The 12,865-nt window shown below is 59.9% G+C and carries 10 protein-coding genes and 1 pseudogene; 8 read left to right on the top strand and 3 right to left on the bottom strand.

The window, feature by feature from the left end:
- A partial coding sequence (locus AC5FXY_RS21090) for a bifunctional lysophospholipid acyltransferase family protein/GNAT family N-acetyltransferase (protein ID WP_493558704.1) occupies positions 1-1,815 on the bottom strand: 1,815 nt, incomplete at its 3' end.
- 412 nt (positions 1,816-2,227) lie between these two features.
- On the opposite strand from AC5FXY_RS21090, the gene AC5FXY_RS21085 reads away from it, so the two are divergent.
- Positions 2,228-2,959: a porin family protein gene (locus AC5FXY_RS21085; RefSeq protein ID WP_493558703.1), complete on the top strand. Its 732-nt coding sequence runs from the start codon at positions 2,228-2,230 to the stop codon at positions 2,957-2,959.
- 125 nt (positions 2,960-3,084) lie between these two features.
- Here AC5FXY_RS21085 and AC5FXY_RS21080 read toward each other — a convergent pair whose 3' ends face one another.
- Entirely contained in the window at positions 3,085-3,966 is an 882-nt protein-coding gene (locus AC5FXY_RS21080) for a DNA/RNA non-specific endonuclease (RefSeq protein ID WP_493558702.1), read from the bottom strand.
- A gap of 430 nt (positions 3,967-4,396) precedes the next feature.
- Positions 4,397-5,162, bottom strand: a pseudogene (gene map, locus AC5FXY_RS21075) (type I methionyl aminopeptidase).
- Positions 5,163-5,504: 342 nt separating this feature from the next.
- Between map and AC5FXY_RS21070 the strand changes: the two are divergent.
- From AC5FXY_RS21070 to AC5FXY_RS21040, 7 genes are all read left to right on the top strand, one after another.
- Positions 5,505-6,869 carry a sigma-54-dependent transcriptional regulator gene (locus tag AC5FXY_RS21070; protein WP_493558701.1) on the top strand — a complete coding sequence of 455 codons (1,365 nt, stop codon included), beginning with the start codon at positions 5,505-5,507 and terminating at the stop codon, positions 6,867-6,869.
- Between the two features lie 177 nt (positions 6,870-7,046).
- On the top strand, positions 7,047-7,475 hold the full coding sequence (locus AC5FXY_RS21065; protein WP_493558700.1) for a hypothetical protein: 429 nt from the start codon (positions 7,047-7,049) through the stop codon (positions 7,473-7,475).
- A gap of 119 nt (positions 7,476-7,594) precedes the next feature.
- Positions 7,595-8,317, top strand: a complete 723-nt coding sequence (locus AC5FXY_RS21060; RefSeq protein WP_493558699.1) for an ABC transporter ATP-binding protein — start codon at positions 7,595-7,597, stop codon at positions 8,315-8,317.
- A complete protein-coding gene (locus AC5FXY_RS21055; RefSeq protein WP_493558698.1) occupies positions 8,314-8,808 on the top strand; it encodes a hypothetical protein in 495 nt (164 codons plus the stop codon). The genes AC5FXY_RS21060 and AC5FXY_RS21055 overlap by 4 nt, the downstream gene beginning before the upstream one ends.
- A gap of 81 nt (positions 8,809-8,889) precedes the next feature.
- Positions 8,890-10,134: an ABC transporter permease gene (locus tag AC5FXY_RS21050; protein WP_493558697.1), complete on the top strand. Its 1,245-nt coding sequence runs from the start codon at positions 8,890-8,892 to the stop codon at positions 10,132-10,134.
- 129 nt (positions 10,135-10,263) lie between these two features.
- Complete coding sequence (locus AC5FXY_RS21045) at positions 10,264-11,505, top strand: ABC transporter permease (protein WP_493558696.1); 1,242 nt, start codon at positions 10,264-10,266, stop codon at positions 11,503-11,505.
- 171 nt (positions 11,506-11,676) lie between these two features.
- Positions 11,677-12,786: an efflux RND transporter periplasmic adaptor subunit gene (locus AC5FXY_RS21040; RefSeq protein ID WP_493558695.1), complete on the top strand. Its 1,110-nt coding sequence runs from the start codon at positions 11,677-11,679 to the stop codon at positions 12,784-12,786.
- The last annotated feature ends 79 nt before the right edge of the window (positions 12,787-12,865 follow it).

Genomic DNA, 12,865 nt, shown 5'->3' with positions numbered 1-12,865 from the left:
GCCAGCCTTCGGATCGGCTTGCACCCGCTCAAGAAGGCGGTGAGTATGGTCGGGCAGTTCATGCGCATCCAGCACGATGAAGCCATCCAAAGCATTGCTAAAGGCCGGATCCAGATTGAAGCCGATAAAGCGTGCGTTGAGGCGCACGTATTGGCGCAGCAACGTAGGGATGCCCACGCCGTGCGGCTCGATGCTAGCCACCAAGCGGTTAAGCGACTCCAGGCTATCGACGCCGGCGTAGAGCACGCCGGGCCGTTCGGCCTCATCGAGTGGGCGGTAGCGGAAGCGTTTGCGCGGGCGCACGTAGGCCGCCAGCTCATGGTCGAAAAAGCGGCGCGTCACGTACGCAAGCATGGCGGCTTTGGAAGCCTGCGAAAAGCGGTTGCTGATGCTCACCGGCCCGATCAGGTAGCGGTACTCCGGGTTGGCACTCAGGTAAGTTGCAATGCCTTTCCAGAGCAGCGCCAGCGGCATGGGCTGGCGCTGGTACTCCTCACGGATAAACGAGCGGCCCAGCTCCAGCGACTGGCGCAGCAGCGGCTTCAGCTTGCGGCGCAGGTGAAACAACGAGTTCAGGTAAAACCCACGCCGGCCGTGCTGGCGCAGAATGGCCCGCCCCGGCCCAATGCGGTACGCTGCTACGAGGCGGCGCGCAGCCCGGTCGTACAGAAATAGGTGGCGGTAATACTCGTCATACTCATCCAAGTCGATGGCCTGCTGGGTACCCTCCCCTTCGCGGCGAAACGTCAGCTCGCGCAGCCGCCCAATCTCGCGCAGCACGTTGGGAATTTCCTTTTTCCTGGCCACGTATACCTCCCAGTTGCGCGACTGCACCAAGCGCCGCGCGGGCCGCAGAGCCGCCAAATCAGCTTCAATCAGCTCAACTTTGGTTTCGGCTATTACTGGCACTTCGGGCACGTGCCGCATCGGAGCCAGCACGGCGGCGTAGCTGCTGATCTTGGCGGGTGCCAGCGCGTGCACGCGGGCCCGCAGGTAAGGCAATTGCTCCTCGGTGGGCAGGCTGCGTAAGTCGGCGGGCATGATGGGGGCCCCGAGGCGCACCTGGATGGTCTGGCCGCGCTTGTTCAGCAGTTCGGCGGGCAGGCGGGCCGTGCGTAGCAGCGGGTGCACCAGCCCCAGCCAGTTAAAGGAAGCACTGTTTTGTCCGCTGATCCAGATGGGCACCACTGGCAGCCGCGCTACCCCGATGAGCCGGCCGGCTGTGGGGTGCCAGGCCGAATCGGTAACGGGCCGAAACGGGGCTGCGCGGTGCGCCACCTCGCCCGAAGGAAATAGCAGCAGCGGCACGTCGTTGTGCAGGAACTGCAGCAGCCGGCGCATGCCTGGCACGTTGCGCGGCGACTCTTCCGCATCGGGTTTTACCAGCACAAACTGCTGGTGCAGCTGTGGCAGCAGGGGTGCCAGCAGTTCGTTGGCCACCGCTCTTATCTCGGGCCGCACCTGGCCCAGCACATGCAGCAGCACTAGCCCATCGAGCATACCACTGGGGTGATTGGCCACGGCGATAAACGCGCCTGAGGTTGGCACACGGCGTAACTCGGCTTCGTCGTACTCCACCTTGATATCGAGGTGATGCAGGATTGCCGCCACAAAGGCTAGGCCCGTCAGCTCCTGGGCCTGGTCGTAGAGACGCTGCAGGTCGCGCAGGTGTGTGAAGCGCTGCAGCACAGGCTGCAGCACGGCGCGGGAGCGAGGACCGAAGCCGGCGGGAAGGGGCAGATTAGAAGAGGAGAGCAGATCCATCAGCACGGGTGCGGCCGGCGCAGTCACCGGCATAGCAGTTTTATCAAACATCGTCAGCGAAGATTAGTCGGGCGTTACTAGCCGATTATCATATTGTTATCTGCTGCCGAAGTAGCCGGTTACGAACCGGTCGCCCAAACCAAAACGCGCCGCAATTAGACTTTAGCCGGCTGGGCACTAGGCTAACTAAAAAAGCCACGCTTGCGGCGTGGCTTTTTTAGTTCTCATTGATAAACGATAGGGGTTAATTCACTCACCGCTCAAAGGTACCTCCCCGCCTAATACCCAACCAAGCTTATTTATCAGACATAACACATTGATAATCTTCTCATACCTGCAAGTCCCACAGGCCTCGCCAAAGTTTTGGCACGGTTTTCTTGCAAGCCCTTACAACGATGCGCTGTAGACTCGAGACGTAGCATCTATCCTTCCTGTTTCTTCCGACTTTTGATACCCCGTGGTCATGAAAACGAACCGCGCTAGCCACCTCTTTGTCTTTGCCGCCGCATTGCTGCTCGGCACTGCCGCCACTGCCCAAGCCCAGGTACGCTCCTACTCCAACGCTCCCGCTTCGGCCAACAAAACCGATGGGGTACGCTTCGGCATTCGGGCCGGTCTGAACGTATCCGACTGGGCTGGCGACGCCGTGGAAGGCGTACAGAATCTTACCAACCTGGCCAACGGCGCCATTACCAAGCAGCAGCGCCCGGGCTTCCATGCCGGTGCTTTCGTAAGCCTGCCCGTGGGGCCACGCTTCGTGATTGAGCCGGGTGTGCAGTACTCCGAAAAAGGCGTCATCGTAAGTGGCCGTGTGCCCGTGGAGCAGCTGAACTTCCTCAACGCCAAGGCCACCGCAACGGCCCGCATGGGCTACATCGATGTACCGGTGCTGGCCAAGGCTTACCTCACGCCGGGACTGTATGTGTACGCCGGTCCGCAGGCTTCGTACCTCGTATCGGGTAAGGCCCGGGTAGAGGCTGGGGCCCTGGGCTTCGATGTGTATCAGCAGGACTTTGAGGTGCGGCAGTACTTCCGCGAGCTGGATTTTGCCGTAACTGGTGGCGCCGGTTACCAGTTCGGGAACGGATTGGGCATCAGCGCGGGTTATGACTATGGACTCTCGTCACTCGACAAGAACAACCGCTTCGACGCGCAGAACCGTGTCATTAAAGCATCCATGAATTTCACGTTCTAAAGCCGCGGGCTCAGGACGCTAAATACTCCATCACACTCGTTCTAGCATCTAATTACTCCGCTCACATAAGCAAAAAAGGGTGCCCGCGCTGCGGACACCCTTTTTCTTTGGGCGTTGGTGGCCGATCAGCTCGTCGGACCGTTGTCGACGCGGGCTTCAATTACGCTCTGCACTGACGAGGACACATTCGAAAGGATGTTGTAGCCGGTAGCGCTTTCGATGGCATCGACGGTGGTGCGGTAGGCCCCCCAGCTCGTGTTGAGCGAGTTGTCGTTGGGCGTATCGATGGCAATGACACGGGTGCTGGTGGTTACGCGGCTCGGGTCACTGCTGCCTTCAGGCAGCACTACTACCACTTTCCAGATACGGCGTGGCACGGTTACCCGGCCAGCATCAATAGTGGTTTTGTACCCAGCCGAGCCGGTGCCACCGGTACCGTAGCTCCCCATGATGATGTACAGCTCGTAGCCTTGGCCTACGAGGGTGCGGCAGTAGTTCTCCAGGCCCGCCCAGGTGCGCTGGTTGTTGTTGGGCGCCTGCGGAATCATGTTGGTCATCAGGAACGTGGCCGAGTTGTCGGTCACGGAGCTGGTGCGGTCGGCCGAGGGACAATCATGGCCGCGGTCGAAGCCCGAGCCGGTGTAGCTGCCATTGCCCACGCGGTACCAGCCCGAAGGCAAGGTGTTATCGGCGCGGAAGTCATCTTGCCGGGCAGCCGAGCCCAACCAAGCTGAGCTCATGTGCCAGGATACCCAGTTGGGCGTGCCCCGGTCGCGGTGGTACGACATGTCGTACTGCGGCTTGCGAAGCAGGTAGTTCCAGTAGTAAGCAGCATCAGTCACGGCACCGCTGGGGTTGCCCATGGCCAAATGGTTGTCGCGGGTGGCGTCAGCGCTTTGACTGGCGGCCTCCAGGGGCTGCGGTGTGAGGTCTTCCTGCTTGGCGCAGGATACGGCCATAAAGCCGGCCAGCACCAGGGTGCTCAGACGAGTAAACGTACGCATCATAGGGGAACGGTGGTTGTGGGAATGGTGGTGCAAAAGTCGGCGCTACCGGCCGCCAACCTGTTACGCGCCAGTTATGGTCTTGTTACTGAAATGTTATCATTATCAGACCATAATGCGATGCTGCCCGCTTCCTACAACGGTCTTCCAAGTGGTAACCCGACGCTACGATTATGGATTATATGACCGAGCTGCACAGCTCTTTTTTACATCAATTGCGCGAGCTTTTGCCTAATGATCAAGTTCAACTTCAGCGCCCGGGAGGGCTCGTGGCCTACGATTGCGCCATAGCAAGCTCAGTGGGCAGCAGAGCACCCAGGTTCCCAGCGCCACGCCTCGTAGCAACATGAATGATAGCTCGGTGAAGTTTTACAGGAATGCTGCTTACTAAACCAAATACTTAGCCCTTACCTCGCTTCACAACTTGGGCTGCTTAGTCCCAAATGCTGTTCGCCTCCGTCAGAATAATGGGCTTACCATCCGTAATAACGATGGTATGCTCGTGCTGGGCCACAAAGCTGCCGTCTTTGGTGGCCAGCGTCCAACCGTCGCTGAGCTGATGGGCCAGCGTGGCGCGGGTGGAAATAAACGTCTCCACAGCCACCACCGAGTTCTTCTTAAAGCGCTTCAGGTTGTACCGGTCGTAGTAGCAGGGTATTTCCTTGGGCTCCTCGTGCAAGCTGCGTCCGACGCCGTGCCCCACCAGGTTCTTTATAACCCAAAAACCCGCTTTTCGTGCTTCCGCTTCAATCAGCCCGCCTATATCGGCAATGCGTACGCCGCCCCGGATGCGGCTGAGAGCAGTGCGCAAAATCTGCCGGGAAGCATCAACCAGAGGCTGGTGGTGGTGAATGTCGGCACCGAGCACGAAGGAGCCACCGTTATCGGCCCAGTAGCCGCCCAGTTCCGCCGATACGTCAATGTTCACCAGGTCGCCTTCCTGCAGCACCTTGCGGGTCGACGGAATGCCGTGCGCCACTTCGTTATTTACGCTGATGCACGTCCAGCCTGGAAAGCCATAGGTAAGCCGCGGGGCTGATTTAGCTCCTAGCGCCGCCAGGATACGCCCGCCGTATTCATCTAACTACTTTGGTCGTCATGCCCGGCTGAGCATACTCGCGCATTTGTTTAAGCGTGATGCCTACGGCTTCGCTGATGCGCTGCAAGCCAACTAAGTCTGCGTGTGAGGTGATGGACATGGGGCGAGGAATTTTAGCTCTCTGGCGTGGTACAGCCTTGGTTCGCTAACACGGAGAAAGCGGCACCGGTTTACGTTAGCAGCTGGGTTTAGGCGTTTTTACGCAGGTTCATTTCTTATCTCCTATGCACGCCACGCAAGCGGAGTCTAGATAACCCAAGTTGCAAAACAGATTTGACCCATTTTGAGAACAATTGACCGATCCGCCGTAATACCCTATACTCGCAGCTACCATCCCACACCACCCTATTGCATCAGCCGAAGATAAACTCACTGGGAAGCACTGCTTCCCTTGCCAGCGGCGCGGCTTCTAGCCACTGCCAAGGCGTTTTACCTTCCTCCGATGCCTCTACATTCCCTCACCATATTCATCATCGATGACGACGTGCGGTACAGCGAACTGCTGGCCCACAAACTCAGGCAAAACCCTGATTACACGGTCCGGAAGTTTCCTTCGAGCCACGACTGTCTGCCGGCCCTGGCTGATGAGCGCCCGGACCTGATTGCCCTGGGCTACCCCCTGCACGATGGTGCCGGCGAGCAAGTGCTGCGCCAGGTGCGCGAGCAGGTACCCGAAGTGCCTATCATCGTTATTTCGGCCCAGGAGGACGTAAGCACGGCCGTGCGACTGCTCCAGCACGGCGCTTACGACTACTTCGTGAAAAACGAGGAAACCGCCGAGCGGCTGTGGCACAGCGCCCAGAAGGTGAGTCAGCAGGCAGCCCTGCGCCGCGAGAACGAGCTCTTGCACCGCGAGGCAGGGCAGCGCTTCGACCCGCAGCGGGCCATTTTGGGCGAGAGTGCGCAGATCAAGGAAATGCTGGCGCTGGTGGAGAAGGCCGCCCGCACCAACATCACCGTATCGTTGAGCGGCGAAACGGGCACGGGCAAAGAGCTGGTCGCCAAAACTATTCACTTCCTATCGCCACGGCAAAGGAAGCCCTTTATAGTCGTGAACGTGGCCGCCATTCCACGGGAGATACTGGAAAGCGAGCTGTTTGGGCACGAGAAAGGCGCCTTCCCCGGGGCAATGAGCCGGCGCCCCGGGCGCTTCGAGCAGGCCCACGGCGGCTCGCTGTTTTTGGATGAAATTGCGGCCCTCGACTTCGGCCTGCAGGCCAAGCTGCTGCGCGTGCTGCAGGAGCGGGAACTGACCCGCGTGGGTGGCACTAAAACCGTTGCTTTCGATGCCCGCTTGCTGGTAGCTTCGCACCGCGACCTGGCGCAGGAAGTCGCAGAAGGGCGCTTTCGCCAAGACCTGTATTACCGCCTGCTGGGGCTGCCCATCGTGCTGCCCCCGCTGCGCGAGCGGGACCAGGATGTGGTGCTGCTGGCCGAGGCCTTTCTAGGCAGCTTTTGTCACCAAAACCACCTGCCGCCCCGCCACCTCAGCGAAGCGGCGCGGATGAAACTGCTGCAATACCCCTTCCCAGGCAATGTGCGCGAACTGAAGGCAGTGGTGGAATTAGCCGCAGTACTGGCTGAAGGGGAGCAGATTCAGCCCACTGACTTATCCCTGCGGAGTACGCTGCTGCCAGCCGATGAAGAGCCGAGTGCCAACGACTCCCTACGCAAACAGGTGGCCGGGATAGTGCAGCGCTACTTGGATGCGCACAACGGCAACATCTTACAGGTGGCGCAGCAGCTGAAAATCGGCAAGTCCACGATCTACCGCATGATTCAGAACAACGAGGTGAGCGTGCGCTGACCCGGGGCTTCCGCCCACCTAGCCAAGCCATGTGTCGTTGTTCTGGGGCTGGACTTGCGACACTAGCCTGCTGATTTGAAAGCTTTTCGATCAGTCCACAAGCTCGACTTTGGGCAGAACGCCACTCCGGTCGAGGTTTTCGCGTATGCAGGCGCAGACCCCCTTTTTATCTTCCCTATGTCTCTCCGATTTTGGCTGCTGGCGCTGCTCTTCGTGACTACGCTGGCCACTGGTTGCGCCCGCCGCAACCGCGCCCCAAAAGAAACTGCCACCAGCACGCCTACTGAAGCCCCGCGCACGGCGGAGGCCGTGCGCCGCGAAAACGCCCGCGACCTGGCCTCGGTGATGACTGATGAGCTACAGCTGCGCGAAGACCAGACCCTGCGCATCCGGCAGGTACTTGCCACCACCGTGGAGCAGGTAAACGACGCCCAAACCAAGTTCGGCTCCGATAAAACGGCGCTGATGGGCGCCCTGAAGCGCATCAACGCCACTTCCGAAGGCCAGCTGAAACAGATCATGACCCCGGCACAGTACCAGCTGTATCAGCAGCGCAAGCCCCAGATTCAGCAAAAGCTGCGCGAGCAGAAAGCAGCCGAGAAATAAAATTTCAGGAGCCGGGCAACGCCCGTGCGTCGCCTTGCATCTACGCCGGTGCCAGCCCTCTTTAACGGAGTGGCGGGCGCCGGCGTTTTTTTCTATCTTAAAGCAAATGCTTGCGGGGTATGATCCAATTGCGCGGAATCGAGAAGAGCTACGTGATGGGGCACAACCAGCTGCCGGTGTTGCGCGGCATCGACCTGGAAGTGCAGGCCGGGGAGCTGGTCAGTATTATGGGCTCTTCGGGCTCAGGCAAAAGTACTTTGCTCAACATCCTAGGCATTCTGGACGACTATGACCGGGGCGAGTACTGGTTGGCCGGCACGCACATTGATCGGGGCCTCTCGCAGCGGCGCGCGGCGCAATTGCGCAATCAGTTCCTGGGCTTCGTGTTTCAGTCGTTTAACCTACTGAACTTCAAATCCGCCCTCGAAAACGTGGCGCTGCCGCTCTACTACCAGCAAGTGAGCCGCCGCGAACGAAACCGCCTGGCCATGGAGTACCTCGACCGCGTGGGCCTGGCCGACCGCGCCGACCACCTGCCCTCGGAGCTATCGGGTGGGCAACGGCAGCGCGTGGCGCTGGCCCGGGCGCTCATTCACCAGCCCAAGCTCATTCTGGCCGACGAGCCCACCGGCGCCCTCGATACGCACACCACGCAGGAGGTGATGGACATCTTCAAGCAGGTGAATGCGGAGGGCATGACCGTCATCATCGTAACGCACGAACACGACATCGCGGCCCAAACGCAGCGCATCATTCGCATTCGGGATGGGCTGATCGTGGGCGAAGAAACCGACGACGTTACCCCTCCTCTCATTTCCACCGTCAGCTCCCTACCGTCATGAAAAAGCTATTACTCGCCGCGGCTCTGCTACTAAGCGGCGCGGCCCACGCCCAAACGGCCCCGACCGAAATCAAAGCTCTCAACCAGCGGCTCAACCAGCTGATGCGCAACCCGGCCAAGCCAAACCAGGAAGTGCGCATGGACATGAACGGCTGCCACGCCACCCAGACCATCCGCGACAAAGACGCCGACGTGACCATGACGCGCCCCATTGCGGTGAGCTACAGCAAAGGCCAATCGGGTTGGTCGGTGAACCTCGACAATGGGTTCTTTGAAATGAAAATGGACTTCGACTGGGCCGATGTGAAGCCGCTGACTTACGACCGCAGCGACGATAAAAACGGCGAGCAGCACTACCAGATCAACATCAAGCGCGTGAACAAGGACGGGAAAGGCTCCACGAACTTCAACCTGCCGCTCTACACCAAGGACGAGGCCGTGGTGCGCGACGTGATGGCCCGGCTGGAAAAGGTGCGGCTGAGCTGCCACTAAGCCAGACGCCCGCGGAGCCACGCTCCGTGCCCCCCTTTTGTAACGGCATTCTAACTTCCAACTTCGCTACCTCTGCGCTTCATGTTCGACCTGGATAAATGGCAGGAAATCTGGAGCACCATGCGCCGCAACAAGCTGCGCACGGCCCTGACGGCCTTCGGCGTATTCTGGGGCATCTTCATGCTGGTACTCTTGCTGGGCGCCGGTAAGGGCATGGAAAACGGCATTTGGAAAGAATTCGGTGCCGGCGCGCAGAACAGTTTGTTCGTCTTCGGCGGCAAGACCTCCATGCCGTGGCAAGGGATGAAGCCGGGGCGCGAAATCAAGTTTACCAACGCCGACCTGGAAGCCATCAGGCAGCGGGTGGAGGGCGTGGAGCTGATGGCCACGCGCAACCGCCTGTCGGGCGAGTATACCATCGTGCGCGGCACCAAAAACGGCTCGTTTCAGGTATTCGGGGCCAATGGCGAGTTTTTCCACATCAATGGCGAGCAAGTAAAAACCGGCCGCTTGCTCAGCCCCCTCGACGTGGCCGAGCGGCGCAAGGTGATGGTGATAGGCGAGCGGGTACGCAAGGTGCTCTTCAAGCCCGACGAAAACCCCATCGGGCAATATGTGCAGGTGAAGGGCGTGCACTTTCAGATCGTGGGCACCTTCACCACCAACCAGAACCAGGGCCGCAACGAGGAGCGCGCCTACGTGCCTTTCAGCACTTTCCAGACGACTTTCAACCAGTACAATCAGGTGCAGCTGCTCGTCTTGACCAGCCGCGCTGGCACACCGGTAAAGCAGCTCGAAACCCAGGTTCGCCAGCTCCTGGCCAGTCGCCATCAGTTCGACCCCACTGATAAGCAGGCCGTCGGGCTCGAAAACAACGAAGAGGAAGTGCAACGCTTCAACGGCTTGTTCAACGGCATCCGGCTTTTCGTGTCCATTATCGGGGTGCTCACGCTGATTGCGGGCGTGGTGGGCGTGAGCAACATCATGCTCATTATCGTGCAGGAGCGCACCAAGGAAATTGGGGTGCGCAAGGCCATTGGCGCCACGCCGTGGAGTATCGTGAGCATGGTGGTGCAGGAGTCGGTAGTGATTACGGGGCTGGCAGGCTACCTGGGCCTACTCGCGGGTGTGGCCTTGCTGGATGGATTGCGCTACGCCATCGAGAAATCGGGGGCCGAGCTGCCCTATTTCACCCGGCCCGAAGTAGATGTGGGTGTGGCCATCGGAGCCACGCTGCTGCTGGTGCTGGCCGGGGCGCTGGCGGGCTTTGTGCCGGCCATGAAAGCGGCGAACATCAAGCCGATAGATGCGCTTCGGGCGGAATGATGCTTTAGCAAGCTCAGCATGAAGTCTTTTTTACTTTTCCATCTGTTGGCCACCACCTTACCCTTACTAGGTCTAGTTGGTTTCTTCATCCTGAAGCCCTTTAACGAACCCTAGCTTAAGCTTCTCGCCATGTTTGATCTTGATAAATGGGCGGAAATATGGAGCACGGTGCGCCGGCACAAGCTGCGCACGGCCCTGACGGCCTTCGGCGTGTTCTGGGGCATCTTCATGCTGGTGGTGCTGCTGGGCGCGGGCAAGGGCTTCCGCAATGGCGTGGAAAAGGAGTTCGACGTGGCCAAAAATGCCATCTTCGTGTGGTCGCAGCGCACGAGCATTCCCTACAAGGGCATGAAGCCAGGACGTCTGGTGCAGTTTACCAACGACGACGTGACCGTGCTGCAGCGGCAGGTGCCCGAAGCAGCGCTGGTATTGCCGCGCACTTCGTTGCACGGCACTTTCACGGTGCAGTACGGCACTAAAAGCTCGTCGTTCTCCGTCAACGGCGAGTACCCAGGCTACCCGCAGGTGCGGCCGGTGGCGCTTACGGCTGGCCGGTTTATCAACGAGCCGGACATTCGTGACCGACGCAAAGTGGCCGTAATCGGGGCCCGGGTGGCGGAAGTGCTGTTCGGCACGGATAAGCCCATCGGGCAGCAAATCCGCATCAAGGGCACCTACTTTCAGGTAGTGGGCACTTTTAAGGGCACCGGCCGGGCCGAGGAATCCCAGGAAGACGCGCAGACCATCTTCATCCCGCTCACCACGCTGCAGATTGCCTTCAACCAGGTAAATAAAATCGACTACTTCGCTTTCCTGCCCCAAAACGGCATTCCGGCCAAGGTGGTGGAAACTAAAGTAAAACAGGTGCTGGCCCAGCAGCATAAAGTGGCGCCCACCGACGAGCGGGCTTTTGGTTCAGCCAACGTGGAGGAAGAGTACAGCCGCGTGCAAGGACTGTTTTTGGGCATTGCAGGCTTCAGCTGGTGGGTAAGCCTGGGCACCATCGTGGCGGGCATCATCGGGGTGAGCAACATCATGCTCATTGTGGTGAAGGAGCGCACCAAGGAAATCGGGATTCGGAAGGCCATGGGGGCCACGCCGGGCAGCATCGTGAGCATGATCGTGCAGGAAAGCATCGTGATTACGGCAGCCGCCGGGCTGCTGGGCTTGCTGGGCGGCACGGCCTTGATGGCTTTTTTGAGTAACCTGATCGAAGGCGAGGACATCAACTTTTTTCATAACCCGCAGGTGGACGTGCAGGTGGCACTCACCGCCGTCTTTTTGCTGGTGTTTTGCGGCGCGCTAGCCGGGCTGGTGCCAGCCACCATTGCGGCCCGCGTGCAGCCCGTGGTAGCTCTGCGAGATGAATAAGGCCTCCCCCACCCTAGCTCCAGAGTGAGCGGGCAGCCCCAGCAGCGCAGGCGTTCTGTTTCATCATTCACTTTCTTCTCTCTTCATCATCAACCTACTGACGCAACTCCCCTAGCAATTCGTCAGGCTCCCTCGCTCTCTTTGAAGCGTGGGCCGGGGGGTGAGGCTCCTATGAAACGCGTATTCCTAGTCCTACTTCTGGTATTGCTGCTGGGCGGCTTCGGGTGGTTGGGCCGCTACTTCTACCTGCAGGCCAATGCCGCGCCGGTGACTTACAAGACCGAGCAGCCGTTCATTGCCAACATCACCAAGAAAACCGTGGCCACAGGCAGCATCGTGCCCCGGCGCGAGGTGCAGATCAAGCCGCAGGTGTCGGGCATCGTGGAGGAGTTGTTTGTGGAGGCGGGCCAGCCCGTGAAGGAAGGCCAGCTGCTGGCGCGCATCCGTACGGTGCCCAATGCGGCCAGCGTCAACAACGCCCAGAACCAGATTCAGCAGGCGCGGGTGGCGCTGGAAATCAGTCAGCAGGAGCTGGACCGCCAGACGCCGCTTTACGAGCAAAAAGTCATTGCCCAGCAGGAGTACAACCGCCTCGTGGCCGACGTGCGGGCCAAGCGCCAAGCCTTGGAGGCCGCCCAAAACGACCTGCAGATTGCGCAGCGCGGCGCCTCGCGCAACACCGGCGGCGCCACCAACACGGTGCGTTCCACCATCACCGGCCTGCTGCTGGATGTACCAGTAAAAGTGGGCTCCTCGGTAGTGGAGCGCAACAACTTCAACGAGGGCACCACCATCGCCACGGTTGCCGACATGAACAGTCTCGTGTTTGAGGGCAAAATCGACGAGAGCGAGGCTGGTAAGGTACGCGAGGGAATGCCCATCAGCCTATCGGTGGGCGCCATCGAAAACAAGCTGTTTCCGGCCACGCTGGAGTACATCGCGCCGAAGGGCGTGACCGAGGAAGGCGCCATCAAATTTCAGGTGCGGGCCAAAGTGCAGCAGCAGCCGGGCGTATTTCTCAGGGCTGGCTACTCCGCCAACGGCGACATCGTGCTCGACAAGAAGGAGCAGGTACTAGCCATCCGGGAGGCCTTGCTGCAGTTTGGAAAGCTGAACAAGGACAGCGTGTTTGTGGAAGTAGAAGCCGGGCCGCAGCAGTTTCAGAAACGCTTGGTCAAGACGGGCATTTCCGACGGCATCAACGTCGAAATCGTGTCGGGGCTGACGAAGTCCGACAAGCTGAAAGTACTCGGGCCGGCCACCGACGAGAAGAAGAGCTAGGCCGGGTGCCCAGTAGTCGCCGAAATCTGTTCTGCGCTGCTGTCTGCATCCCAACTGGCCGCTCAGGCCCGGCCTTGCG

It is taken from the genome of Hymenobacter sp. FMD4, assembly GCF_058932745.1.
This window is presented reverse-complemented; position numbering and strand designations above follow the sequence as displayed.

Bases quoted from the DNA above. Each gene is read 5' to 3' on its own strand.
- AC5FXY_RS21070 (WP_493558701.1), top strand. From the start codon at position 5,505: ATGCCTCTACATTCCCTCACCATATTCATCATCGATGACGACGTGCGG.
- AC5FXY_RS21050 (WP_493558697.1), top strand. From the start codon at position 8,890: ATGTTCGACCTGGATAAATGGCAGGAAATCTGGAGCACCATGCGCCGC.
- AC5FXY_RS21085 (WP_493558703.1), top strand. From the start codon at position 2,228: ATGAAAACGAACCGCGCTAGCCACCTCTTTGTCTTTGCCGCCGCATTG.
- AC5FXY_RS21080 (WP_493558702.1), bottom strand. From the start codon at position 3,966: ATGATGCGTACGTTTACTCGTCTGAGCACCCTGGTGCTGGCCGGCTTT.
- AC5FXY_RS21045 (WP_493558696.1), top strand. From the start codon at position 10,264: ATGTTTGATCTTGATAAATGGGCGGAAATATGGAGCACGGTGCGCCGG.
- AC5FXY_RS21055 (WP_493558698.1), top strand. From the start codon at position 8,314: ATGAAAAAGCTATTACTCGCCGCGGCTCTGCTACTAAGCGGCGCGGCC.
- AC5FXY_RS21065 (WP_493558700.1), top strand. From the start codon at position 7,047: ATGTCTCTCCGATTTTGGCTGCTGGCGCTGCTCTTCGTGACTACGCTG.
- AC5FXY_RS21040 (WP_493558695.1), top strand. From the start codon at position 11,677: ATGAAACGCGTATTCCTAGTCCTACTTCTGGTATTGCTGCTGGGCGGC.
- AC5FXY_RS21060 (WP_493558699.1), top strand. From the start codon at position 7,595: ATGATCCAATTGCGCGGAATCGAGAAGAGCTACGTGATGGGGCACAAC.